The 24,996-nt window shown below is 47.7% G+C and carries 22 protein-coding genes and 1 riboswitch; of the genes, 6 read left to right on the top strand and 16 right to left on the bottom strand.

Features of this window, described 5'->3' with window-relative positions:
* Nucleotides 1-32: 32 nt before the first annotated feature.
* The 9 genes from Psch_RS00830 to mobA form a co-directional block, all read right to left on the bottom strand.
* Nucleotides 33-1,250: a type II secretion system F family protein gene (locus Psch_RS00830; protein ID WP_190238828.1), complete on the bottom strand. Its 1,218-nt coding sequence runs from the start codon at nt 1,248-1,250 to the stop codon at nt 33-35.
* A gap of 150 nt (nt 1,251-1,400) precedes the next feature.
* A riboswitch (cyclic di-GMP riboswitch) is annotated at nt 1,401-1,485 on the bottom strand.
* Between the two features lie 30 nt (nt 1,486-1,515).
* Nucleotides 1,516-1,845: a hypothetical protein gene (locus tag Psch_RS00825; RefSeq protein ID WP_190238827.1), complete on the bottom strand. Its 330-nt coding sequence runs from the start codon at nt 1,843-1,845 to the stop codon at nt 1,516-1,518.
* Between the two features lie 249 nt (nt 1,846-2,094).
* Nucleotides 2,095-3,783 carry a GspE/PulE family protein gene (locus Psch_RS00820; protein ID WP_243120431.1) on the bottom strand — a complete coding sequence of 563 codons (1,689 nt, stop codon included), beginning with the start codon at nt 3,781-3,783 and terminating at the stop codon, nt 2,095-2,097.
* 237 nt (nt 3,784-4,020) lie between these two features.
* Complete coding sequence (locus Psch_RS00815) at nt 4,021-4,770, bottom strand: prepilin peptidase (protein ID WP_134216919.1); 750 nt, start codon at nt 4,768-4,770, stop codon at nt 4,021-4,023.
* 111 nt (nt 4,771-4,881) lie between these two features.
* Entirely contained in the window at nt 4,882-5,403 is a 522-nt protein-coding gene (locus tag Psch_RS00810) for a shikimate kinase (protein ID WP_134216920.1), read from the bottom strand.
* Nucleotides 5,404-5,409: 6 nt separating this feature from the next.
* Nucleotides 5,410-6,570: a chorismate synthase gene (gene aroC, locus Psch_RS00805; protein ID WP_134216921.1), complete on the bottom strand. Its 1,161-nt coding sequence runs from the start codon at nt 6,568-6,570 to the stop codon at nt 5,410-5,412.
* A gap of 273 nt (nt 6,571-6,843) precedes the next feature.
* Complete coding sequence (locus tag Psch_RS00800) at nt 6,844-7,731, bottom strand: shikimate dehydrogenase (protein ID WP_134216922.1); 888 nt, start codon at nt 7,729-7,731, stop codon at nt 6,844-6,846.
* Nucleotides 7,715-8,239 carry a YqeG family HAD IIIA-type phosphatase gene (locus tag Psch_RS00795; RefSeq protein WP_134216923.1) on the bottom strand — a complete coding sequence of 175 codons (525 nt, stop codon included), beginning with the start codon at nt 8,237-8,239 and terminating at the stop codon, nt 7,715-7,717. Before Psch_RS00795 ends, Psch_RS00800 begins: the two co-directional genes overlap by 17 nt.
* Nucleotides 8,217-8,858, bottom strand: a complete 642-nt coding sequence (mobA, locus tag Psch_RS00790) for a molybdenum cofactor guanylyltransferase (protein ID WP_134216924.1) — start codon at nt 8,856-8,858, stop codon at nt 8,217-8,219. The genes Psch_RS00795 and mobA overlap by 23 nt, the downstream gene beginning before the upstream one ends.
* 212 nt (nt 8,859-9,070) lie before the next feature.
* On the opposite strand from mobA, the gene sigK reads away from it, so the two are divergent.
* Nucleotides 9,071-9,778 carry an RNA polymerase sporulation sigma factor SigK gene (sigK, locus tag Psch_RS00785; protein WP_134216925.1) on the top strand — a complete coding sequence of 236 codons (708 nt, stop codon included), beginning with the start codon at nt 9,071-9,073 and terminating at the stop codon, nt 9,776-9,778.
* 287 nt (nt 9,779-10,065) lie between these two features.
* The gene (locus Psch_RS00780; protein ID WP_134216926.1) at nt 10,066-10,773 is read left to right on the top strand and encodes a response regulator transcription factor; all 708 of its coding nucleotides are present in this window, start codon (nt 10,066-10,068) and stop codon (nt 10,771-10,773) included.
* Between the two features lie 160 nt (nt 10,774-10,933).
* Here the strand turns inward: Psch_RS00780 and phoU are convergent, their stop codons facing one another.
* Nucleotides 10,934-11,590 carry a phosphate signaling complex protein PhoU gene (gene phoU / locus Psch_RS00775; RefSeq protein WP_134216927.1) on the bottom strand — a complete coding sequence of 219 codons (657 nt, stop codon included), beginning with the start codon at nt 11,588-11,590 and terminating at the stop codon, nt 10,934-10,936.
* Nucleotides 11,591-11,903: 313 nt separating this feature from the next.
* Between phoU and pstB the strand changes: the two genes are divergently transcribed.
* Together pstB and Psch_RS00765 are read left to right on the top strand one after the other, a co-directional pair.
* A complete protein-coding gene (gene pstB, locus Psch_RS00770; RefSeq protein WP_134216928.1) occupies nt 11,904-12,662 on the top strand; it encodes a phosphate ABC transporter ATP-binding protein PstB in 759 nt (252 codons plus the stop codon).
* Between the two features lie 246 nt (nt 12,663-12,908).
* Complete coding sequence (locus tag Psch_RS00765; protein ID WP_134216929.1) at nt 12,909-13,514, top strand: hypothetical protein; 606 nt, start codon at nt 12,909-12,911, stop codon at nt 13,512-13,514.
* Between the two features lie 134 nt (nt 13,515-13,648).
* Here Psch_RS00765 and Psch_RS00760 read toward each other — a convergent pair whose 3' ends face one another.
* The 6 genes from Psch_RS00760 to Psch_RS00735 all read right to left on the bottom strand — a co-directional run bounded on the left by Psch_RS00760 (nt 13,649) and on the right by Psch_RS00735 (nt 20,230).
* Nucleotides 13,649-14,767, bottom strand: coding sequence for a DegT/DnrJ/EryC1/StrS family aminotransferase (locus Psch_RS00760; protein WP_134216930.1), 1,119 nt, complete (start codon nt 14,765-14,767; stop codon nt 13,649-13,651).
* An 80-nt stretch (nt 14,768-14,847) separates the two neighbouring features.
* Nucleotides 14,848-15,957, bottom strand: a complete 1,110-nt coding sequence (locus tag Psch_RS00755) for a glycosyltransferase family 4 protein (RefSeq protein ID WP_205079448.1) — start codon at nt 15,955-15,957, stop codon at nt 14,848-14,850.
* A gap of 169 nt (nt 15,958-16,126) precedes the next feature.
* Nucleotides 16,127-17,368 carry a glycosyltransferase family 4 protein gene (locus Psch_RS00750; RefSeq protein ID WP_134216931.1) on the bottom strand — a complete coding sequence of 414 codons (1,242 nt, stop codon included), beginning with the start codon at nt 17,366-17,368 and terminating at the stop codon, nt 16,127-16,129.
* Nucleotides 17,369-17,430: 62 nt separating this feature from the next.
* On the bottom strand, nt 17,431-18,555 hold the full coding sequence (locus Psch_RS00745) for a DegT/DnrJ/EryC1/StrS family aminotransferase (protein WP_134216932.1): 1,125 nt from the start codon (nt 18,553-18,555) through the stop codon (nt 17,431-17,433).
* A gap of 22 nt (nt 18,556-18,577) precedes the next feature.
* Nucleotides 18,578-19,177 (bottom strand): acyltransferase, encoded by a 600-nt coding sequence (locus Psch_RS00740; RefSeq protein WP_134216933.1) that lies wholly within the window; start codon nt 19,175-19,177, stop codon nt 18,578-18,580.
* 3 nt (nt 19,178-19,180) lie between these two features.
* Nucleotides 19,181-20,230, bottom strand: coding sequence for a Gfo/Idh/MocA family protein (locus tag Psch_RS00735; RefSeq protein WP_134216934.1), 1,050 nt, complete (start codon nt 20,228-20,230; stop codon nt 19,181-19,183).
* A gap of 258 nt (nt 20,231-20,488) precedes the next feature.
* Here Psch_RS00735 and Psch_RS00730 point away from each other — a divergent pair, with 258 nt between their 5' ends.
* Nucleotides 20,489-21,592, top strand: coding sequence for a glycosyltransferase (locus Psch_RS00730; RefSeq protein ID WP_134216935.1), 1,104 nt, complete (start codon nt 20,489-20,491; stop codon nt 21,590-21,592).
* Between the two features lie 283 nt (nt 21,593-21,875).
* Nucleotides 21,876-24,989 (top strand): Ig-like domain-containing protein, encoded by a 3,114-nt coding sequence (locus tag Psch_RS00725; protein ID WP_134216936.1) that lies wholly within the window; start codon nt 21,876-21,878, stop codon nt 24,987-24,989.
* Nucleotides 24,990-24,996: the final 7 nt, after the last annotated feature.

The raw sequence follows: 24,996 nt of genomic DNA, 5'->3' as shown, positions 1-24,996 counted from the left end.
TTGATGACCAGGCCAGCCACGCCGGCCGAAAACTATTTCACACTGTCCATTACAGTAAACATCGGCACCATAATCGAGATCAAAATGAACCCGACCACCACACCCATCCCCAACAGCAAAATCGGCTCGATCATGGAGGACAGGCGGGAGACCATAGCGTCCACTTCTTTTTCGTAAAAGTCGGCTACCTTTTCCAGCAGGGTGTCGACCGACCCTGTTTCCTCCCCAATCGATATCATCGTGCTGACCATCGGAGGAAATACCCGGCTCTTCATGAGCGGCTCGGCAAAACTCTGGCCCTCTTTGATGCTTCTTTCAGCCTCCTTGAGGCCCATATTCACCGAGTGGTTGTCCACGATGTTTTTGACCACTTCCAGCGACTGCAGGACCGGCACGCCGCTTTTCAACAGGGTGCTCAACGAGCGGCAAAAACGGGAGATAATGATTCTTTGGACCATGGGGCCCATTACCGGAAGTTTCAGGACAACCGCGTCTTTCATTTTCTTGCCCCGCCCGGTCTTAACACCGGTCTTGTAGCCGAAAGCCAAAGCAACCACCAAAGTCAGAGCAATGAACCAGTAGTTTTTTAGAAAACCGCTGACACCCATAATTATTTTAGTAGTAACGGGCAGGGGCGCCTTCATGTCTATCAGCATTTTGGTCATGCTGGGCAACACGAAGATCAAAAGGGCCACTACCGACAGCACCGCCACTACCAGCACCACTGTCGGGTAGGTCATGGCCGACTTGACCTTCTCCCTGATGTCGTGCTCTTTTTCAAAGTTTACAGCCAGCCTCTCCAGCACGTGTTCCAGGTCGCCGCCGACTTCCCCGGCCTCGACCATGCTGGTAAAGATACCGGGGAACACCCGGGGATAGGGTTTCATCGACTCGGTCAGAGACATGCCGCCTGCCAGGTTGCCGCCGACCTTTTTCATCGTGTCCTGCAGCGTCTTGTTATCGCACTGCTGGCTGATAATGCTTATTGTCTGCAGGAGAGGGACTCCCGCCTGCACCATGGTGGCAAACTGCCGGCACATTACAGCCAGGTCCCTGCTGCCGACTTTTTTCTGAAAGAGCTTGTCCAGCTTAATGCTGGTCCCGGCGAGAGGGGCTTCTTTAAGCTCCACAACAAAAAACCTGCGGTCCCTGAGCTGGGTGATGGCTTTGCTGCGGTTTTCGGCCTCGATCTTACCGGTGACCAGTTTGCCGGCCGGGTTGCGGGCTTTGTAGGCAAAGTTTTGTGTCATTTACTCCACCATTTTCTTATAATTTCCAGTTGATTGACTGATGAGCAAACGTTAACCGGCCGTATAAATAAGGATCCCCCTTCTGGCACAAGGCCCAAAAAGGGCCTTTACTCACCGAAGGAGCACCCGCTTTTAACAGTCCTTCTCTACTTCAGCAACCTGACAGTCGTAGCCTAGCGGCCTCAGACCCATGGTTTTGCGTCCCCGCCTTTCGACAGGTTTGCTGTTTTCGGTGGAAGGTTTATATATATTTTGGAATATTATACTATTTTGTTGTGATATGTCTATAATACAATTTTAAAGTAAAGAATGCAATATATCTTCTCACCAAATAAAAAATATTCCTTTCAGTTAAGCGCTTTAAGAGCGCCTCGGGATCGGCCGCCCGGGTCAACGCCTCCTCCCTGCTGATTAAGTGGCAGACACCCGGTATGGAGTAGGAAAAGTCCAACTCCCCCACCTGCTGGAATTTTTGGTACTGCTCCGGCGTCATAATCTCGCGGGCCATCCTGTCCGTATCTTCTGGAGACAGCGGGCCGGCAGGCGCACTTCCAAAGTCTAATTTCCCCTGCCATTCCGGCGCGGCCAACGGCAAAAGCGCCCCTGCAGACGCAGGGCCGGAGGCGCTTTAGTACGTCCGAGGCGCCCACCTTGAAGGCACAGGAAAGGATTTCATCACAGGTCATTTGAATAACCCCCTAATCTGAAAAAATGCAGCTACGAATTTATTCCCCATATGCAACATTAGGTACCAACCAAGTTAGTACTAATGTGCCATATGCGATCAAAATCGCACATTGCTGGTTTTCATCTTCTACTGCACCGAGTTAGCAATATGATTGTCTTAATTGTTTTCTGAATATGCGACCCTCATCACTTCCTCGATGGTGGTCAGCCCCCGTAGAGCTTTTTGGATACCGTCCATCCTCAGGGTAACCATGCCCTCGGCCTGGGCTTTTTGCTTGACTTCATCGGCAGAGGCTTTATTTAAAATGAGCGTGCGCAACCCGGTGGTCATAGGCAGGATCTCTACGATGGCCATGCGCCCCCGGTAACCGCTGTTCCGGCATTCATTGCAGCCTGCGCCCCGGTAAAGAGTCAGCGGCTGGTCGGGCCCGGCGCCTATAAACAGCCGTTCCGGGGAATCCGGTTCCGGTACATAGCTCTGGCGGCACCTCGGGCAAATTAGCCTGACCAGCCGCTGGGCAACCGCGCCCAGCACCGATGAGGCCACCAGGAACGGTTCTATATCCATGTCCACCAGTCGGGTGAAAGCGCCCGCGGCGTCGTTGGTATGCAGGGTGGAAAGGACCAGGTGTCCGGTGGTGGCTGCCTTGACGGCAATTTCCGCAGTTTCGCCGTCGCGGATTTCCCCGACCAGGATCACGTCCGGGTCCTGCCGCAGGATGGCCCGCAAACCGGTGGCGAAGGTCATCCTCGCCCTGGGATTGACCTGGGTCTGGTTGATCCCTTCCAGCATATACTCGACGGGATCTTCCACGGTAATGATATTCTTCTCGACGGTGTTTATTTCATTGAGCGCTGCGTAAAGAGTGGTTGTTTTCCCACTGCCCGTGGGTCCGGTAATCAGGAGCATCCCGTAAGAGCTTTTCAACGCGTTTCTGAATATACTGAGGCTTTTGGAGTCAAACCCGACGTTTTCCAGCTTATAGCTCTTCATGCTGCCTTTGCCCAAAAGTCTGGTGACTATTTTTTCCCCGTAGACGGTGGGAAGCGAGGATACTCTAAGGTCAAATTCCTGGCTGCCCAGCTTGAGCATGATCCTGCCGTCCTGCGGCGCCCGCTTTTCAGCGATGTCCATGCTGGCCATGATCTTGACCCTGGAGATCACAGCCGAACGAATTTTTTTGGGCAAAGTCATGATTTCCTGCAGCATCCCGTCAATCCTGTACCTTACCCGGACATGCTTCTCCGCCGGCTCAATGTGGATGTCACTGGCCTTCTGTTCAATGGCCTGGATGAAAATAGAGTTGATCAGGCGCACCACGGGCGCTTCGTCAAAAACCTCTTCCTCCAGGACGATCGCTTCAGACTCATGCTGTTCTGTGGTTAGTTCAAACTCGTCAAAGATCCTGTCAACTTCGGGGACACTGAAATGTTTGCGTATGGCCTCTTCAATGACATGCTGCTCCAGTCTTACAGGCTCGATTTTGCAGCCGGTCACAAGGCGCAGGTCATCGATAGCCAGGACATTGGCGGAGTCCGCCATAACCACGGTAAGAAGATTGCCTCCTTTGTTATAGGGCAGCAGCTTGTACTTACGGATCATGTGCTCGGGTACTAATTTAAAAAGTTCGGGGTCCAGGTTATCCAGATTGATTCTCTTGACCCCCAAAATCTCATTGATCGTATCTTTTGAAACCATGCCGAGCTTGCTTAAAATCTCACCCAGGAACTCACCAGTGCGGGACTGTACCCGCAGCGCTTCCCATAATTGCGCGTTGTTAATAAAACCCCTCTCAATCAGAAGCTCGCCAAGGGTTTTTTTTGCTTTTTTTGGGGCGTCTATCACAAGTAAGTCACCTCATGCTGATACGGACATTTTTGACAGTATTTCTAGAAAGATATCGTTTTTCCTCTTAAATGTTAATATGTTAATACTCCTCCGTGAATCTGGCAATCAACTGCCGCCATTGATATAAAAACCCAATCAATCACAATTGAGTTGGGTGAATGAATTCGCACCCACATTTTAGAGAAAGCCCGGAACGTTATTTTCAGTTATCTGCCGGGGCAGCTGTATCTAATCCTAAAACAGCTGAAGATACCAGTACAGCAGCCGGTCCCCGGCCAGCGCCGCAACAACGGAGCCCAGGGCCAGGTAAGGGCCGAAAGGCAAGCCTTCTTTCATCCTCTTTATCTTTAAAAGCACTAACAGGATCCCCACTAACGCCCCTGCGGCGAAAGCAAGAAAAAGGGCCAGCAGCAGGTATTTCCAGCCAAGGAGCAGCCCCATCACCGCGGCCAGTTTGATATCTCCGCCGCCCATGCCGCCCCGTGAAACAAGAGCGACCAGGTACAGGAGGCCTCCCCCGGCCAGAAACCCGATGGCGTTTGCGGTAAGGACCTCACGGGACTCAAAGAGCAGGACCGCTCCCAGGACAAACCCTGCCAGGTTCAGCCTGTCCGGTATAATCCGGTATCGCCAATCGATCACGGCGGCCGCCGTAACCAACGTAAAAAGCACGGCCGCCCGCAGGGATGCCAGGGTCAGACCATGCTTGAGATAAGTCAGGAGAAACAGTATACCTATGGTCAACTCTACAATTGGATACTGCGCCGATATTTTACCGCCGCAGTAGCGACACCTGCCCTGTAAAAACAGGTAGCTGAGTACAGGAATGAGATCGACCGCTCGAAGCCGGCTCCCGCACGAGGGGCAGTTGGAAGGCGGATAAGCGATTGAGCCTCCCTCCGGCAGCCTGCAGATACACACGTTCAGGAAGCTGCCTGCGCAGAGCCCGGCCAGAAATGCAAACAACGGTATGAAGAGTTCCATAGGTTTCAACTCTCTCGTTTTAATCAAAATAAGAAGTTATGGGGTCAATTGCGGACAAATTCATACAGCTATATAATCTGTCAATTGAATTCGCACCCATATTTTGGGTAATCAATAAGTGATATAGTTCCTTTCCAACAGGCAACGGGTAATTTGCTCGACTATCTCCACTATGCTGCTGTTGCCTGTATCAACAGTGATTTCTGCTGCTTTATAGGCGTTCTCCCGCTCCTGCAAGAGCTCCCTGATCTTTTCCATCATATCGCCGTGCATCAGCAGGGGCCGGTTCTTGTTACCTCTGACACGGTCGTAGATGATCTCGGGCGAGGCGGTCAGGGCTACCAGGATCCCGTTTTCTTTGAGCAACAGGAGGTTTTCTGTGTTTAAAACCATGCCCCCTCCGGTCGCGATGACCAGGTCTTCCCGCTTGGCAAGCTTTTTCACCAGCAGTTCTTCCTCGGAACGGAAGCGGACGACCCCGTCCCTGGCAAATATCTGGGCCACCGTCTTACCCATGAGCTTTTCAATTTCAGCGTCGGTATCTATAAACTCGCGCTTGAGCCGGCGGGCCAGCCGTCGTCCTACCACCGTCTTGCCGGTACCCATAAAGCCGATTAATACAATATTTTTCATCTTATTTCACACCTGCCGCAGGTAGGACAGGTACCTTTCCCAATTGTTTTTCAGCTCGTCCAGGCTGTCCCCTCCAAATTTTTCCATACAGGCGCAAGCCAATTCCCAGGCCACCACCGCCTCGCCAATTACACAAGCAGCCGGAACTGCGCAGGTGTCTGAGCGCTCAATAGAAGCCGGCGCCGGCTCTTTTGTGGCCAGGTCGACACTGCTAAGCGGCTGGTTAAGTGTCGGTATAGGTTTCATGGCTGCCCTGACCACCAGCGTCTCACCATTGGTTACCCCGCCTTCAATGCCTCCGGCATGGTTGGTCCTGCGATAAAAACCTCTTCCTTTTTTATAAAAGATCTCGTCCAGTGCCTGCGAACCAAACCGGGCAGCAGCGGCAAAGCCCTGCCCCACCTCAACACCCTTTACCGCCTGAATACTCATCAGTGCGGCGGCGAGTCTTCCATCAAGCCTGCGATCCCATTGGACATAACTGCCCAGGCCTGCCGGCGCGCCGAAAACTCTAATCTCAAATATACCGCCCAGCGTATCCCCGTTAGTCCTGGCCCGGTCGATCAGCTTGACCATTAGCTGTTCCGCCTCAGAGTCGGCGCAGAGGAGCCTTGAGCCTCTCAACCTTTCCTCCAGTTGTGCAGGGCTAAACTCCCCGACACTGGCCTGCTGATCCCCGATTTGCAGCACCTGTCCCATAATTGTGATACCCAGTTCCTCTAAAAACCGCCGCGCCAGACTGCCCGCGGCCACCCTGGCGGCGGTCTCGCGCGCGCTGGAGCGTTCCAGCACGTTGCGGATATCTCCGTGCCGGTATTTCAGGGCGCCCGCCAGGTCCGCGTGCCCGGGCCGCGGACGGCTCACTGCCTTTTCAGCCATCTTGGCCCCGGCGGCCGGGGACATGATTTCCGACCAGTTGGCCCAGTCCTTGTTTTCAATAAGCATGCTCACCGGGCTGCCCAGGGTCACACCGCCCCGCACCCCTGAAAGCAGGCGTACGGTGTCGTTCTCTATCTTCATCCTGCCACCGCGCCCGTAACCACCCTGGCGGCGGGCCAATTGAGTATTTATATAATCCGCTGTCAAGGGTAAACCGGCCGGCAAGCCTTCCACGATCGCGGTCAGCGCCGGACCATGGGACTCCCCGGCCGTCAGATACCTGAGCATTTTGTTACCTCCATTTATTTTCGTTCTGTGCAATTCTTGTTCCCATCATTCTATATATGGAACGTTCTATATATGGAACGTTTTTATGTGCTACCGGGCATTGCAGGTGCGAATTCAATCCCAATGCAATGCGAAGCAGTTTAAGGGACTCTGCTGCTCCATTTCTTTGGGGTCTGTGCAAATGAATTCGCACCCGCATTTTTTGGGGATGCGCCCTGTGTGCATTTTCAGGTTAGCCGTTGATCATTATGAATTGGCGGTTTGCATTATTCGTTAACTGTGTGTGGAAAGAGCTTTCATTAAGGCGTCTCTCATCACCTCAACCGGAGCAGTTATTCCTGTCCACAGCTCAAAGGCCAGCGCCCCCTGGTATAGAAGCATACCCAGGCCGTTGACGGTAACAGCTCCGAAATGCGCAGCCTTATTCAGAAAGTTCGTCCGGGCAGGGTTGTAAACCAGGTCACATACGACCACACCCTGTTTTAGGCGCTCAAATGGGAAAAAAACTGTTTCTGCGGTATAGGGATACATACCCACAGGGGTAGCCTGCACCACCAGGTCGGCGTTTGCAATCATACGGCTGTCACTGTGTTGCAACCCCTGAGCCGGCCATTCTGCAACCGCCACTGCAGCCCCCGTTTTTTCTGCGATCAGCTTGGCCAGCCCCTCAGCTCTCGGCCTGGAGCGATTGGCCAGCACCAGCTTTGCCGGCCCTGAAAGGGCCAATTGTACCGCCACTGCCCTGGCCGCGCCACCGGCCCCCAGTACCAGCGCAGTTTTCCCCTTGGGATTAAAACCAACCTGCTCTGACAGCGCTTTAATAAAACCCCGCCCGTCTGTGTTCTCGCCGCGAAGATGCCCTTGGCGGTTAACCACTGTGTTCACTGCCCCGATGAAACCAGCCTCCATGCTTATTTCATCCAGGTGCGGCAGAACAGTCTCCTTATGCGGAATGGTGATGTTGACACCGGCCAGGTTCAGAGCCCGTAAGGCTTTTATTGCATCTGGAAGGTTAGCCTTTTCAACTTGAAATGGAACATATATGTAGTCAAGCCCTGTCGCGGCGAAGGCGGCGTTGTGCATCGCTGGTGATAAGGAATGCTGCACCGGGTCGCCGAAAATGCCGCAGACCTTTGTAAGGCCGTTAATCCCACCGGCCATGTAATACCTCCGGGTACCGTTTTAATCGCGCCAGTACGATTTTTTCCAGGGGACGGCTGAAAAGCCTCGTCCCCCAAAATTCTTTGCCTTTTAGGGGGACGACCAAAATGGTATACAACCCGCACAGGTTACCCCCAAAGATATCGGTAAAAATCTGGTCCCCGATTAAGGCAGTTTCCGCAGGCTTTGTCCCGAGCATGTTCATAGCCCGCCGGAAAGGGCTAACCAGGGGCTTGACTGCGCGGTGCACAGCCGGAAGATCGAGAAGGCGGGCCACAGCGCCAACCCTTTGGCGGGAGTTGTTGGATACTATCCCCAGCCTGAACCCACGGGCGCGTAGTTCACGCAGCCATTCTCCCACTTCCTCGGAATACCTGTTTGAATCCCTGCGTACTATGGTGTTGTCAAGGTCTAACAGGATCCCTTTCAAGCCCAGTTTTTCCAGGAGTTCCGGCTCAATTTCCACCAGTGACGACGCATACAGTTTAGGATACAGTATTTTCAGCAATTTTTTTCTCCCGCTTTTTTTCTGTTATTCCCGCCATAACCCTGGCCTGGTGCAAATCTTTAGGTGTGTTGACGTTAAAAAAAGCCCTTCCGGTATCAGCCAACTCACCTAAAAGCTTATCATTAACATAATTTACCCTGACCTGGGGATAAAAATCAACCACTTTATACCTGCCTGCCCGCAAAGCCTGTTCTATAACCTTAATACAGCTCTTATCATAAACTGCGAAAAGCGGTTGGAAATAGACGCCATCGGTGGGAACAGCCACCTCATAACCCTGTGCCAGACCGACCATAAGCGCGGCCAATTCTGCCTTGAGAAAAGGCATATCACATGGAACCACCAGACACTTGTCATGAGCAGAAGCTGTCAGGGCGGCATGGATACCGCTGAGCGGCCCGCCCCCGGGGATCAGGTCGGCTACCACTGTAAGACCAAGACGCCTGCCCGTCTCCTCACTTCCCCCGGCGATCAGGATTTCTTCAAAAACTTTTTGAAGCTCAGCCGCGACAATCTGGATCATGCCGGCCCGCCCTACTTCCATAAAGGTTTTATCACTACCCATGCGCCGGCTTTTGCCGCCTGCGAGGATCACCCCGGTAGCCTCGTTTCCAGCCAATCATTTCCCCTGCTTTCTATTATTACTCACCAGGTTCCGTGGTGGCTTATGCTATTCAACTTGTGTTAAGGTTAAATTTTCTTTCCTTAATTATTTTTCTCCGGTAACCTGAAAAATCCTTTTATGAAACATTTTTTGACAGGACGTGCACCAAAAGCGCCTCCCATTTCATAAAATTAATAGCACGCAAATTTTATGGGGGGGATGCTTTGATGCTGCCAGGTCTCTGGACTCTGACGGTGGTATCGCTGGTAAACGGTCTCATGTTGCTCGTCTCTTACATAGCCAACAATACCTTCCCTCAGCCGCTCTCGGAGCAAGAAGAGGCAAAATACCTCAAGCTTCTAAATCAGGGGGATGAAGGCGCGCGCAACGTCTTGACCGAACGGAACCTGCGCCTGGTCGCTCACATTGTCAAGAAGTTCGACAGCACGGGAGAAGATTCGGACGATCTGATATCCATCGGCACCATAGGCCTGATTAAGGCAATCAACACCTTCAACCCGGGCAAAGGAACCCGCCTGGCTACTTATGCGGCCAGGTGCATCGAAAACGAAATCCTGATGCACCTGCGCTACACCAAGAAAATGAGAGCAGAGGTCTCTCTTTACGACCCAATTGGCGTAGACAAGGAAGGCAATGAAATAACTCTGATTGACATTTTAGGAACCCATTCTGAAGTTGTGGCTGAAACTGTGGAGAATAAATTCGAACAAAAACGTCTCCGTGAGAAAGTCCAACATCTGACGCGGCGTGAAAAGAAAGTCCTTGAACTGCGATTCGGGCTTGAGGACGGGGCGAGGAAAACACAGCGCGAAATAGCCCGGAGCCTGGGTATCTCCAGGTCATATGTCTCGCGGATAGAAAAAAGGGCCTTAAGCAAACTTACTAAAGAATTCATCCTTGAGCGCTGCCAATAGTGGGCGGCCTTTTTATTCAGGCAGTTGCACCAAGGGAATGAAAACTCAGTGAGAGAAAACCGTTCCCTGTCTCACTCCCTGGACAAGTTCTCCTGTTTTTAATTATTTCACCACAACATGAATCTGTTTTCCAGACAAAAATACTATGTCCATTTATCCTGAATCCACCTTCGGTCGCCTGAAGTAAAATTTAACACAAAATTAATGTTTCTATAATGCACAGTTAATCGAGAGTAATAGTCTTTTAACCCAACTTGTATAAAGTATTGGTTGAGGTGGTGACGGATATGTCGTTAGTCCTGGTTGTCGACGATGAAACCAACATTATCGAGCTTTTGAAGTTTAACCTGGGCAAAGACGGCTACCAGGTAGTTGGCCTGACCAATGGCCGGGATGCCGTAAATTTTACGGAAGAAGCCAAGCCTGACCTCATCATACTTGACATCATGCTGCCGCAAATGGACGGCTACGAGGTCTTGCGCACCCTCAGAGCCAAACCGGAAACCAGCGCCATCCCCGTGATTATGTTGAGCGCCAAAGGAGAGCTGGTCGACAAGATCCTTGGTCTGGAACTCGGCGCGGATGATTACATTACCAAACCTTTCTCACCCCGGGAAGTGCTGGCCAGGGTAAAGGCACGCCTGCGCCGGAAGGTCTCATTGAGTATAGCACAGCAGGAGATTAAGCCAAGTGAGATTATTATTAACCACCTTATAATCCGTCCGGAGAAGTATGAAGCTGTCATGGAGGGAAATAAAATCGACCTGACCCCCAAGGAATTCGAGTTGTTGCACCTGCTGGCGCTTAATCCCGGCCGTGTTTTCACGCGGGATATTTTGCTGGAGAGAATCTGGGGCTACGATTATGCCAGAGAGACACGAACAGTTGATGTTCACATCAGGTACCTGCGCCAAAAGCTTGAACGGGACCCTGCAGTCCCTGAATATATTGAGACGGTGCGGGGAGTGGGCTACCGTTTCCGTGCGACAAGCTAAATATGTTGCTTTAAGGCCACTTAATATCGACCGGCAACCTTACCAGCCAAAGCCGGCGCGTATCCATTCGACCTTTTTTCATAATAGCCAAAATACGTATTACACGCCCGAATAATATAAGACCTAAAAAAAAGAGGCTAATGCCTCAAGATAATAAATACTAAACATTCAAATTTGACCGCAGTCCTGTGACCATATATATAACCGATTCTCCAATATTGGTGGCATGGTCGGCAATCCTTTCCAGGTATACTCCTGCCAGCAACAGCTGTATGGCTGTTGCCGCTGTGCCTGGATCTTCCCTGATGATGCCGGTCAGCGACTGGAAACTCTCCTTATAGAGCTTATCAATGGCGTCTTCAAGAGTGGCTGCTCTCCTGGCCAGTTCTATATCGGCAAGGTCGTAGGATGTTATGAAATTATGCGCCATCTCCCGTACCAGCTCCACCATCTGCGGCATATAATGAAGCTTGTGAATGGTTTTCTCGCCATGCAGCCGTAATGCGGCCTTGGCTATGCTTTCAGAGTAGTCCCCCATCCTCTCAAGGTCCATGGCTATCTGTAAATCAGTCTTAATGGTCCTCAAATCGCCTGCCATAGGCTGGCGCAGCGCCAAAAGCCTGACGCACTGATCCTGCACCTCCGTGTTCAGGCTGTCGATACTATCGTCGGCGGCAATAACCCGTTCAGCCAGATCAGCATGGCCTTCCAGCAAGGCCCTGGTAGCATCGTACAGGGCTTTCTCCACCAGCGCGCCCATGCGCAACACATTATTTTGCAGGTCCTCCAGTTCTTCCTCTAATATTCTTTTCTCCATAACTGTGCCTCCGTATTACTGCTGATTATATAATTTTGATTCTGATATCGCTGACGGCCGGCGCCATCAGAACATGAAAATACCCCGCTACGTGGGTACGATTTCAGCTGTTATTTATATTTAAGCAAACCCATGTTAAAACATTCTTAAGCTGCTTTTAAGAATCAATTAAGTTCTGTGCCCAGAAGAAGAGCGGCTGCAACTTAATTAATTGTTAACATGCAAATAACAATATCCTAACGGAATAATGTTAAACTACAATTCATACCTAGTATTCATCTTATGTTTTTCCTTGAACGGGAGGTCTTGTTGGATGCCGGAAAGCAAGATATCAGTTAACAAACTCAATCTTTTTTATAAGGATTTTCAAGCTCTTAAGGATGTGGGCATTGAAATAAAACAAAACCATATTACCGCGCTAATCGGTCCCTCAGGCTGTGGCAAGTCGACCTTTCTGCGTTCACTAAACCGGATGAACGATCTCATAGAAGGCGTCCGGGTTGAAGGGACCATCCTCTTGGACGGCCGTGATATTTACATGCCCGATATAGACATGGTCACCCTGAGAAAAAGAGTGGGCATGGTTTTCCAGCGGCCGAATCCCTTTCCCATGTCAGTTTATGATAATGTGGCCTACGGACCAAGAATTCACGGTGAAAAAAACAAGCGCAAGCTGGATGAAATCGTAGAAACCAGCCTGCGCGGCGCGGCTCTTTGGGATGAGGTCCGCGACCGTCTTCACAAATCGGCGCTTGGACTTTCCGGCGGTCAGCAGCAAAGGGTCTGCATCGCCCGCCTGCTGGCAGTCCAGCCGGACGTCCTGCTGATGGATGAACCCTCTTCCGCGCTGGATCCCAAGTCCACTATGAAAATTGAAGAACTGATCCGTGACTTGAAAGAACGCTATACCATTATTATTGTAACCCACAACATGCAGCAGGCTGCCAGGATATCCGATACCACAGCCTTTTTTTTGAACGGCTCCCTGGTGGAATGCGGTGAAACCGAAATGATATTCACAAAACCGGTTGACCAGCGTACCGAAGACTATATCACCGGCCGTTTTGGATAGTATTTAGTTCAAACCAAAATAGATCAAGATGCTAAAGGCTGCCCACTTCGGGCAGTCAATTTTTGTTGCGAATGAACTGTTTAAGTGGGCCCTGCCAATAACCTGGCTCTTCTTTCAGATATACGTAAACCAAACTCAACCTGGGAAAAGGCTGAATTGGTTTTCACACTTTTTTGCACCCTGAATAAAATATTATAAACAAACAATGCCCTACCGTCAGGGGATAGAAGAAAGGAGGGATAGCAAATGACCAGGCGGGAGATTTTCTTTATTGTTTCGTTGATTTGCTTAGGTATATTTTTGTTGATAGGCGCCTGTCTATGGAGACAGAGTATCTCGCCAATAAAGGCCGCGGACAACTATCAGGATAGCCAGCGCAGGCAATCCGAGATTGTACAAACGGATAATAACGCCAGTCAAACATCCAAAACCACCAGTGCGCAAACAAACTCCGGCGGCGCCAAAGATAAAACAACAGCAACCACCTCACCGGCAACCTCTCCTAAAACAAATCCGCCAGTTCAGTCAACAAACCCTGCGACGGCAACAAATTCTGCACCAGCACCGTCAAGCGCGGCTCAGGCTACAGCTTTAATCAATAATGTTATTATTCCACAGGAATATCAGGTTGGTGAGTTTGTTAAACTTGGTGGCTTGGAAATGATTGTTACCAAGTCAACTACCAGGCATAAGATCATAGATATAACTCTTACGGGAAATGATACTACGCCTAAAATTATCCTTAATGAAAAAAACCATATTATTTACGAAGTACCTGCTGATACATCTGTCAACATGGATATATCAGAAAAAGTTGTTGTGGAAAAATCTCCTCTTTTCAATACCCCTTAGTATTTTATGAAATTTGTTAATAAATAGGTTTGACAATACATCACAAGGAAGGCATCTGAAAAACCTTATCCGGGTTTTATCAGATGCCTTTTTTCGAACATTAGTTAATCACTTTAGTACTTGTTGTATATATGTCAACATGATACCAATTCAATTGCCTGTTGCAGCACATCAACAACGTAATCCATTTGTTGTTCCGTGATATCGTTGAAAAACGGCAGAGCCAGCGTTGAGGAAGAAATCCGCTCTGTGTTGGGATAATCTCCTTCACTATAACCAAATGATTTTCTGTAAAACGGCTGCAGATGCAATGGTTGGAAATAAGGTCTGCAGCCGATTCCATTCTTTTGCAAATGATTCATAACGCTGTTTCGGTCAATTCCGTGGGCCAGACTAACTACATACACAAACCAGCTAATTCTTACCCCCGGCGTCTCGTTTGGTGTCATGACACCCTTTATTTTCTTCAGCTTGACGCTATAGGCCCTGGCCGCCGACTCTCTTTTAGCCAGAATTTCATCAATACGCTCTATCTGTGCTACACCAAGCGCCGCGCTTAATTCATCCAGCCGGTAATTGTAGCCCAGACGGCAGTGATTCAGCCAGCCCCCGTCTTCCTCGCTTCTTCCCTGATTGCGCATACTGCGGCACAGGCTGGCCACATCACTGTTATTAGTTGTAATAATTCCGCCCTCACCGGTTGTAATCTGCTTGTTGGGATAAAAGGCGAAAACTCCCGCGTCACACTCAGTGCCAACCTTCTTTCCGTGGTAACTGGCGCCGATGGCCTCACAGGCATCTTCAATTACGAAAATACCTTTTTTTGTAGCGATCTTGAAGATGGTATCCATGTCTGCCGGTCTTCCGAAAACATGTACGGGGAGAATGGCCCTGGTTTTTGGTGTTATTCTGGATTCAATCTGTTCCGGATCAATATTGAAAGTGACCGGGTCGATGTCTGCGAATACCGGGCGCGCTTTTTCAAAGATAAGGCAGTTGCTGGATGATATGAAGCTAAAGGGAGTTGTGATCACCTCATCTCCCTCACCTATTCCCAACGCCCGTACCGCCAGATGAAGACCGCTTGTTCCGCTGTTTACCGCTACAGCTTCTTTTACCTGCAGATATTCCGCTACCAGACGCTCAAACAAAGCTATTTTGGGCCCGATGCTCAGCACATTACTATTCAGTACTTCATTTATCAAATCACGCTCTCTATTACCAATGTCCGGACAGGAAAGGGGCACTATCATAAAACCGATACCTTCCTTTTTAAAAATTAATACTTATTACAAATACGGATCACCTGAATGGACGTGTCTGCATCAACTGGTTAGATACCCAGTGTCTCCAGTATCGCATGGTTAACCTTATGAACATCATATTTTTCTTCAGCAAGCTTACGGCTCGCCCAACCCATGGTCGCAACCTTTTCAGGGTGCAGGATAAAATATTCCATAGCCTCCGCCAAAGCATTACTATCTTTAACCGGCACAAGAAAACCGTTTTCTCCATGCCGGACTGTTTCGCGACAGCCGGGCGCATCGGTGGTTATAATAGGTCTCCCCATGGACATGGCTTCAAGAACAGAACGAGGCGTCCCTTCACGGTAAGACGGCAATACATAGACACTGCTGTCGGCAATGAAAGGACGTACATCATCGGTTTCACCCAGGTAATTTACCGTCCCGTCAGCTGTCCAGAGCTCTAAATCCTGCCGAGGAATTGCGGCGTGGCTGCAATCAAAAGGCCCAAGTATATTAAAAGTCACATCAGGGTAAACCGGCTTGAGTATACGGGCCGCTTCAACAAATTCAGCTATGCCCTTATCCTTGAGCAGTCTTGCAATTATTAAAAAAGAACTCTTGTTTTTTTCATACTTCACGTAATCATAATATTCCAAATCGACACCAGAACCATTTATTACAACCGCCTGCTCTTTGTTATGCAGTAAATCAAGAGATTTAAACAGATTCAAATCATCCTGGTTTTGAAAAAAAACTGTTTCATTTTTTTTCAAAGCGGCTTTATATAGAAGTTTTATTAAACTCAACAATATTCGTTGTTTCACTGTATTTCCCGTGAATACATAACCAAGGCCGGTAATCATTGAATAAACCCGGTCAACATTAGCCATACGGGCTGCCAGTGAGCCATAGATTACGGGTTTTATCGTATATGTAAATATAATATCGGGCTTGAGCTTCCTGTAGACCCTAACCAAATATAGGAGAGAAATGATATCTTTGAACGGGTTTAGCTCAGTTCTTCGCAGCGGAAGTTTCAAATATTGAGCGCCCAGTTCATTTAGATCTTTCTCATAATCCGTTTCGGGCGCCAGGGCAATCACCTGATGACCACGTCCAACTAACTCTTCTATTAACTTGCCCCTAAAACGTATCAGTGATTTTGCATAACTTGCGATCAACAGAATCTTAGCCAAAATAATTTTCTCCCAATAAAAAAAGTTTTTGGACATTAAGCCTTTACTCAAACCTCGCCTTCCATAATTCATGATATTAATACTTTGTTTAATATGTTCAGAGTTGCCAACATACTTTTAACTGCCATTTTTTAAATAATATTGCTGCTGATCACCGTCTTTTTGCTTTTCAACCGGCATTTCTTGACAGGATTAAAGCTAGTCGCCGGCCAAGCGCTTCCATGGAATGTACCTGTTCAACATATTTAAGAGCCTTTTTGCCCATTACGGCACAACGCTCCGGGCTGGCGGCAAGCTCGATTATGACTTGGGCCAGCGTTTCAGCTTCACCGGGTGGTAAAACCATCCCTCCACCGCTTATATCAACAGGATTATCACGCGTATAACTACACAAAAGAAGCACTGGCAAACCGGCAGCCATGTAATCAAATACTTTGTTTGGACTAACTCCCCACTTGAATACCGGTAAATCCTGAAAACCATGAATTCCAATATTGGCCCTTCTTAAAAGCATGGGTACATAATCTTTGGGCACCGGGTCAATAAAAGTAACGTTGGCAAGATCTTCATCAACAACCCGCTGCTGCAACCGTTTTTTTTGGGCGCCGTTGCCCACAAAAAGAAAATGCGCCTGCTTATCCCCCCGCAGTTGAAGAAGCCCGGCGGCGTCGAGAAGCGTATCCAAGCCGTTAACAGGACCAAGTGAACCGGCATATATTGCAATAAACTTTCCTGCCAGTGAATCCAGTGTATTGGATAATTGCGGGTTGAAAGGAAAGGTACTTTCTTGGTACCTGGATAGATATACTCCGTTAGGAATATAAAAAATCTTTTCTTTTGGGATGCCAAAACGTTCGATATATTCATTTGCTCTTGGCAATAATACAATTATTTTTTCAGCCTTCCGATACAGAAAGACTTCAAGACGGCGCAATAACCATATGGCCGGATTATATTCAGAAATCTTAAATATCTCAATAAAGGCTTGGGGCCAGAGATCACGCACTTCAAAAATAAAACGGCACCGGTGGCGTCTTGCAAGAATATACGCGGCAAAGGCTGCAAAAAGATGCACGGAAGAGCCTATGATTATCTCCGGACGTTCCCGTCCCCAGGCGTTGCGTAAAACGCTTATTGTATAAACCAGCATATTCCAGATTCTGCGTGGGCCGTTAGCATAATATACTGGAGTTCGCAACCAAAAAAAGCTTACTCCATCATGAACTTCCTTTTTTATTTTCTCTCCAGGCTGAAGATGTGTTTCCCGTCGCATTATATGATTAACAGAGGCCGCAAAGATTGAAACATCCCAACCCATCTTTACCAACTCTCTCGCCAAATCGAAATGCCTGGTCCCGCCACTCTCCCCCGGCCCAACCGCATAATGATTTAAAATCCAAAGTTTGGGCATAACTGCCTGCCTTCCCCCTGTATTTGGAATCTTGCATTAAGTACAGCTTTACAAAGTGGCAATCAATGAATGTAAGCTTCTAATACGTTGCAAATATAATTCATTTGCGTCCTGGTAAGTTCCGCATCCATGGGCAGGCTGAGAATTTCATGGCTTAAACCTTCGGTGACAGGTAAATCTCCTGATTTATAGCCAAGATACCTATAAGCCGGTTGGAGGTGCAGTGGTGGAAAATAGTGTATGCCGGTTGATATTCCGGCCTTCCGGAGATGATTTCGCAGTTCATTTCTGTTCTTGACTCTTATTACGTAAAGATGAAAAACATGTCTAACCTTTTCAGATACTGATGGGATGCTGATGGAAGGCTGCTTCACCAGCCTTTCCGAATAATATTTCGCGTTTTCAATTCGCTTTTCCGTCCATTCTTCAAGATACCTGAGCTTTACCCGCAACACCGCGGCCTGAAGGGTATCAAGACGACAATTGTAACCCTCTACAAGGTGTATATATTTCCCGTCCCGGCCATGGTTTGCCAACCTCGCTATGACTCTTGCCGCTTCCGGGTCGTTTGTTGTCACCGCTCCGGCATCTCCGCAGGCGCCTAAATTTTTACCCGGATAAAAGCTAAAACAGGCCGCCGCTCCAAAACCCCCTACCTTCCGCCCCTCGTATTCAGCTCCATGAGCTTGAGCGGCATCCTCGATCACTTTTAGTTCGTACTTTCCAGCAATCGTATTGATGGCGTTCATGTCACACGGTTGACCGTAAAGATGAACAGCGATTACTGCCTTTAAAAGATCACCTTTTGCTCTTAATTCCTTTACTTTGGCTTCTAATTGCTCCGGGTCGATGAGATATGTTTTCGGGTTTACATCAACAAAAACAGGTTTTCCACCCGCTCGAGTGATAGCCTCAGTGGTTGCAATAAAGGTATTCGGAACAGTGATTACCAGGTTTCCCTGTCCTACCCCTATTGCCTTTAAAGCTAAGAAAAGGGCGTCAGTTCCGCTGCTAACACCGCAACAGTATTTCACATCGCAAAAATCCGCAAATTCTCGTTCAAAGGAAGCAACTTCAGACCCTAAAATAAAATTTGCTGATTCCAAAACATTATTTATTGCGGCCTGAATTTCCGTTTTTATTTTTGTATATTGTGAGGTTAGATTTATTAACGGTATCTTTCGCATACAATTACCTTTACATTTTTTATCAGTACGGGAGGTTATTTATTTCGTTAATAATCCCGGCAGGATTACCGGCAACCACTGTTCCTGCGTGTACGTCTTTTGTAACCACTGAGCCTGCTCCGATAAGACAATTTTCACCGAGGACAATCCCGGGTAACAAGGTGCTGTTCGCTCCCACTTTCGCATTTTTCTTAATACAGGCTCCTTTCAGGTTGTCTTTGGCTCCTGGTGAAAATGGATATAGAGCGTTTGTGATAACTACATTAGGACCAATCCAGGCTCCCTCTTCTAAAATACTGAATTCAGGAATGAAAGCTTGTGAGTGAACGCGAACATAATTCTCCAAAATCACGTGATGTTCAACTATAGTTCCGGTACCTATGCTTACGTTATTACCTATTATGTTTTCCTCACGTACCATCACATGATGTCCGGCATGAAAATTATCACCTATCAGGTTGCCGGCATAGATTACCGTATGAGAACGGATAACGGCATTATCGCCGATTATTGTCTCAACTTCACCCCCTTTTTTCCCTGCGGGCGGAAGGCCCAGGATCACATAATCACCGATATATACATTTTTACCTAGCCTAACGTTGGGAAATATAGTATAATTCATTTTTTATTCCAAACTTTCTTTACGGCCTATTTCAGGCTTCGTGATATTACTGCCACTATATATTTTAAGAACCAGCTCAAGGGCCGGTTTACCGTCTAAGTTCTTAATCGTACCTTCTTTTCCATCAATGATTGCTAAACTGACAGCTTCAATTGCTTTATAATGTCCATACCACTTTGGAATATTGAGTTTATTAATTGAATTTAAAGCGCTTTGTATTGTAGCGCCAGCCATATGCCATAAACGAAAATTATTCAAATCGCTGCCGCCCAATATAATACTTCCTTTTTCACCTATAATAGTCAATGTTTCTTCCATATTTTTGGGATAGGAGCAGGTTGAAGCATTAATTGTACCAAGCGCATTGTCTTCAAATTCAAGTATTGCCACCGCCGTATCTTCAGCTTCAATGTTGTGCCCCAAGGTAGCGCGATAAGCATGTACCTTCTTAACATTTCCCATGTACCAAAGTAAAAGGTCTATATGATGTATGGCCTGATTCATTAAAACACCGCCATCCATAGATATTGTTCCACGCCATCCGCTTTCATCATAATATTCTTGAGGACGATACCAATATAAACTGACACTTCCAGATAATAACCGCCCCAGGACACCTTGCTCGACAATTCGTTTTAACAAAACACACGCGGGCAAATAGCGTTTATTTAACATTGTGCTCAAAATAAGATTTGCACGCTTTGCCGCCTCAATCATAGCATCAGCCTGCTCCAACGTCATTGCCATTGGTTTTTCCACAACAACGTGCTTTCCTGCATGAAGGGCTTCAATAGCTATTTGAGCATGTAGTCCGCTCGGTGTTGCAATGATAATTACATCAATATTTTTATTTTCTAAAAGGTGTCTATAATCCGCAAAAGCTTGACACTTTATTTTTTTTGACCACGCAGCTGTTTTATTAAAATCAATATCTGCTACAGCAATTACCTTAGCTAATTTCAAGTTTTCAAAAACATCCATGTAACGCTGTGCAATTGCGCCACAGCCAATAATACCAAATTTTACTAATTCTATTGACTTATCTATCGGCAATTCTTTCCTCCTATACCACCTATACCCTTATAGATAAACATTGGTTTTCTTATGTAGAAATATAGTTATTAATTTACGTTACGCTAAACCTAATGGAATTGTTACTGATCATGTAAAACATATATTTCCAACCGGTCTGCATCCAACAATCTAAAACGCCCTATGTAAGACTAAACTTATATCCCATGTATCAGGAACAACTTTTCCTGAATATGATGTTTATGTATATTAATTGAAGCTTACCGGTGGAGAATTAGAATGAAGAAAAAAGTCCTTCATGTTATTCCGTCTCTTTCCACAGGAGGGGCAAGTTGCTTAGTTACCGACTTACTATGTTCATTAGATTCAACTTGTTTTGAGATCGGTTTATGCTCTCTGTATGAAGATACAAACAATAATTTAAGCAAAAGACTTAGAGACTCAAATATTGAGCTGTTTTTCCTAAATAAGAAACAAGGCCTTGATGTTCCAATAATCTATCGTTTGTGGAAGATTTTCAAAACCTATAGGCCTGACATAATCCATGTCCATCAAAGGGCAATTCTATATACTCTATTACCAGCAATATTTAGCAAAGTACCTCGCAGGTTAGAAACAATACACAGCATGGCTGAATGGGAAGGCGGCCGGGATACCCGGCTTGTTCGCCGTTTTGCATATAAATATTGTGGTTTCGTGCCTGTAGCAGTAGCAAAAAATGTTGCCGCAAGCATTAAGCGCGTTTATAAAATAAAAGAAGTTTTAGTAATACAAAATGGGATTACTACCAGGAAATACCAGGCAGTCAAAGTAACCGAACCTATTGATAAGCCAATATCTCTCATCCACGTTGCCAGATTCAGTCCTGAAAAGAATCATGCTCTTTTTATTCAAGCTTTAAAAAAGGTTGTTGAGGCAAGACCGGGCAGGATAAAAGCATTCTTAGTTGGTACCGGCCCTCAACTCCAATCAATTAGGCTCATGGTCCAAACATACTGCCTCGAAAAAGTCGTTGAATTTATGGGAGAAAGACAAGATATAGCAGAGCTTCTGGGATATAGTGACGGCCTTGTATTAACTTCAAACATAGAGGGATTGCCGCTTGTTGTTCTCGAAGCAATGGCAGCGGGCAAACCAGTGATTGCCACAAACGTTGGCGGTATTCCGGAAGTAATAGATAACGGAAAAACCGGTATTCTCATTCCTCCATATGATATCGATACACTTACAGAGTCGATTATTGATTTAATAGATCATAGAGAATACTTTACGGCCATGGGGTTAAAAGGCGCGGCCGTTGTTCGGGAGAGGTTTGATCTTACCCGTGTTGTTGATGAGTATAAAAACCTGTATAACATTGATGGCGCTCAGTGTGTATTTTAAGAGCAATTACACACGCCTCTAGGTATCGCATCATAAAAAAAAACCCAAGTGATACAGGCGCGATTTTAATCACACACGACGCGCCGGCGCCAGACTAGTGGCAGCCAATGTTGCTGAATTCGCACCTTTTGGGGATTCACTCTGCGAGCTGAACAGCTATACGGCTATTTTCAGGGAAGCAAAAGAACCGTCCCCTTGCTTCATTGGTATGAATTGCCAACAGGACTTCCTTGTATGATGTCGAAAATTGTCACAAACGACAAATTCAAGGAGGACAGCGTAAGTGAAGAAAAGTAAGTTTGTTTTCAGCATGCTCTCGTTAGTTTTCTTGTTTTCGCTTATATTTGTTGGATATGCGCAAGCTGCAACCCCCAGCGCGGCAACTTTGCGGGCAAAGTTTGATCAGGTGGACCAATATAATAAAAGTACCTGGGAAAGTTATAAAACCCAAGTGGATAATAATTATCCCACCTGGGAAGAAAGTTACGTCACAAGAGCTTATTTAATAATGTACAAAGCTACTAAAGATGAAAGCTACCTGAATTTGTTTACCGGACATATAGATAGCCAGTTAAATCGCCGTGATAATATACGGAAAGTAACCGATTACCGCGGCTTGAGTTTACCCGCCTGGCGCAATGGTTCTTTTACCAATTATCAGAGTTATTGGCTTTATGCGGTACAAACGGGAGTAACCGTCCAGCCCATGGCTGAATTTGCCGCCATGGTGTACAATGACCCGGCTCTGTCAAAGTATAAAGCCAAGGCGGATGTATATTTGCAGGCTGCCAAGGATGCCGTCAAGGTCCATGACATGAGGGATCAGCCCAAATACCTGGATACCAATTCAAAGTGGATTGAAGATAGCGCTACGATGCATTTAAACTTGCCTATTAACATGAATTTGGCCCAAGGCAGCGTCATGTTTGCTATTTATGAAGCCACAGGGGACAAGACCTACCTCGATAAAGCCACTAAAATAACAAATTACTTCAAAAAATATCTCATCTTAAACACTGCCTTGAATGCCTACACCTGGAAATACTTCCCTGACAGCGCTGATTACGGCAGCGTTTATGAAGACACAGGCCATGTCGTTCCCGAACTGGAATTTATCAATTATGCATACAAACATGGCCTTTTTAGCGACACCGACATGCAAAGGTTCGCCAATACAGCCACAAAAATAATGGTAAAAAGCAATGGATCAATCGCTCACCGCCTTGATGGCAGCGGCACGTCACCTTTACCGGGCACTATCGCACAATGGCTATGGTTTGCGCCCTGGGCGCCATCTCTAATCGACACGTCCTGGAGTATCCTTGCAAACCAAACATCGGTACACGATATGGTTTTTGCCGGTTTGGCCCTGTTGAACTACACAGTTGCGCAAGGCGGCCAAAATTCTGATCCGACGCCAATACCCGGACAGACTGACAATCTCATCACCAACGGCGATTTCAGCTCGGGCCTGCAAGGCTGGGCCAATGAAACAAGCACAGCGGTAATCAACACTGAATCGAACGGCAATAAGTATGTTTCCAACAATTGCAGCTGGGGTTTTTACCAGAAACTGAATTTGCAACCGGGCGACTACAAGCTGAATATGAAAGCAAAAAAAGGCACGGCAAATATGAGCGCCAGGGTCGTAGTTCAGTTCTTCAAACAGGACGGCACATATACGGTCCCTTACGCCTTCAAGTTTAATAACAACGGCAGCGGGTGGGAAGCCATGCCTGAAATGACCATTACCGTACCGTCCACAACCGCCTACGTAAGGATTTATCCCTCCGTTGACGCCGGCAGCACCGGCACCTATTACTTTGACGACATTTCTCTGGTCCCGGCCGGTTCTACGCCCGCACCGGCGCCTGATACAGAATCTCCCCAGGTGACTGTAACCGCGCCGGCTGCCGGTGTCACATTAAAGGATACCGCGGTTTTAACAGCCTCAGCCGGTGACAACCAGGGAGTTGAGTCAGTAACCTTTGCTTATGCCGCTGATGTAAACGGCAGTTGGACAAGCATTGGGGCGGCCGCCCTGCAGGACGGCACGAAAACGTCCGGCGCCTGGCAGCTTGCCTGGGACGTTTCCAATATAAATAACGGTACCTATTATGTGCGGGCTACCGCTAAAGACGCAGCCGGCAATTCATCCGCATCAACTGCCGTTTCCTGTATTGTAAGCAATACTGTAAACAACCAGGCTAATCTCATCACCAACGGCGATTTCAGTTCGGGCCTGCAAGGCTGGGCCAATGAAACAAACACAGCGTTAATCAACACTGAAGCAAACGGCAACAAGTATGTTTCCAACAGTTACAGCTGGGGTTTTTACCAGAAACTGATTTTACAGCCGGACACCTATAAGCTGAATATGAAAGCGAAAAAAGGCACGGCAAATATGAGCACCAGAATAGTAGTCCAGTTCTTCAAACAGGACGGCACCTATACGGTCCCTTACGCCTTCAAGTTCAATAACACAGGCGGCGGTTGGGAAGCCATGCCTGAAATGACCATAACCGTGCCGGACGCAACCGCCTACGTAAGGATTTATCCTTCCGTCGACGCCGGCAGCAACGGCACCTATTACTTTGACGACGTTTCTCTGGTCCCGGCCGGCGTTACACCAGCACCGGCGCCTGATACAGAATCTCCCCAGGTGACCGTAACCGCGCCGGCTGCCGGTATCACATTAAAGGATAAAGCGATTTTAACAGCCTCAGCCGGTGACAACCAGGGAGTTGAGTCCGTAACCTTTGCTTATACTGCTGATGTAAACGGCACTTGGACAAGCATTGGGGCGGCCGCCCTGCAGGACGGCACGAAAACATCCGGCGCCTGGCAGCTTGCCTGGGACGTTTCCAATATTAATAACGGGACCTATTATGTGCGGGCTACCGCTAAAGACGCAGCCGGCAATTCATCCACATCGGCTGCCGTTTCCTGTGTTGTAAACAATACTGTAAACAACCAGGCCAATCTCATCACAAACGGCGATTTCAGTTCGGGCCTGCAGGGCTGGGCCAATGAAACAAACACAGCGGCAATCAACACTGAAGCAAACGGCAACAAGTATGTTTCCAACAATTACAGCTGGGGTTTTTACCAGAAGCTGAATTTACAACCGGGTACCTACAAGCTTAACATGAAAGCTAAAAAAGGCACGGCAAATATGAGCGCCAGAGTCGTAGTCCAGTTCTTCAAACAGGACGGCACCTATACGGTCCCTTACGCCTTTAAGTTCAATAATACCGGCAGCGGGTGGGAGGCCATGCCCGAAATGACCATAACCGTACCGGCCGCTACCGCCTACGTAAGGATTTATCCCTCCGTTGACGCCGGCAGCACCGGCACCTATTACTTTGACGACATTACGTTGATTCAGGTTAAATAATTAATGA

Origin of the sequence: Pelotomaculum schinkii (genome assembly GCF_004369205.1) — a bacterium.
Lineage (GTDB): Bacteria > Bacillota > Desulfotomaculia > Desulfotomaculales > Pelotomaculaceae > Pelotomaculum_C > Pelotomaculum_C schinkii.
Note: the sequence above shows the minus strand (reverse complement) of the source record. Positions and strands in the feature narration are given on the sequence as shown.

What these genes read in the sequence shown, in the direction of transcription:
- Psch_RS00740 (WP_134216933.1), bottom strand. Translation starts at nt 19,177, where the DNA reads ATGAATTATACTATATTTCCCAACGTTAGGCTAGGTAAAAATGTATAT.
- pstB (WP_134216928.1), top strand. Translation starts at nt 11,904, where the DNA reads ATGCCGGAAAGCAAGATATCAGTTAACAAACTCAATCTTTTTTATAAG.
- Psch_RS00765 (WP_134216929.1), top strand. Translation starts at nt 12,909, where the DNA reads ATGACCAGGCGGGAGATTTTCTTTATTGTTTCGTTGATTTGCTTAGGT.
- Psch_RS00830 (WP_190238828.1), bottom strand. Translation starts at nt 1,250, where the DNA reads ATGACACAAAACTTTGCCTACAAAGCCCGCAACCCGGCCGGCAAACTG.
- Psch_RS00780 (WP_134216926.1), top strand. Translation starts at nt 10,066, where the DNA reads ATGTCGTTAGTCCTGGTTGTCGACGATGAAACCAACATTATCGAGCTT.
- sigK (WP_134216925.1), top strand. Translation starts at nt 9,071, where the DNA reads ATGCTGCCAGGTCTCTGGACTCTGACGGTGGTATCGCTGGTAAACGGT.
- Psch_RS00800 (WP_134216922.1), bottom strand. Translation starts at nt 7,731, where the DNA reads ATGGCCGGTGGGATTAACGGCCTTACAAAGGTCTGCGGCATTTTCGGC.
- aroC (WP_134216921.1), bottom strand. Translation starts at nt 6,570, where the DNA reads ATGCTCAGGTATCTGACGGCCGGGGAGTCCCATGGTCCGGCGCTGACC.
- Psch_RS00750 (WP_134216931.1), bottom strand. Translation starts at nt 17,368, where the DNA reads ATGCCCAAACTTTGGATTTTAAATCATTATGCGGTTGGGCCGGGGGAG.
- Psch_RS00810 (WP_134216920.1), bottom strand. Translation starts at nt 5,403, where the DNA reads ATGAAAAATATTGTATTAATCGGCTTTATGGGTACCGGCAAGACGGTG.
- Psch_RS00730 (WP_134216935.1), top strand. Translation starts at nt 20,489, where the DNA reads ATGAAGAAAAAAGTCCTTCATGTTATTCCGTCTCTTTCCACAGGAGGG.
- Psch_RS00745 (WP_134216932.1), bottom strand. Translation starts at nt 18,555, where the DNA reads ATGCGAAAGATACCGTTAATAAATCTAACCTCACAATATACAAAAATA.
- Psch_RS00815 (WP_134216919.1), bottom strand. Translation starts at nt 4,770, where the DNA reads ATGGAACTCTTCATACCGTTGTTTGCATTTCTGGCCGGGCTCTGCGCA.
- phoU (WP_134216927.1), bottom strand. Translation starts at nt 11,590, where the DNA reads ATGGAGAAAAGAATATTAGAGGAAGAACTGGAGGACCTGCAAAATAAT.
- Psch_RS00760 (WP_134216930.1), bottom strand. Translation starts at nt 14,767, where the DNA reads ATGATAGTGCCCCTTTCCTGTCCGGACATTGGTAATAGAGAGCGTGAT.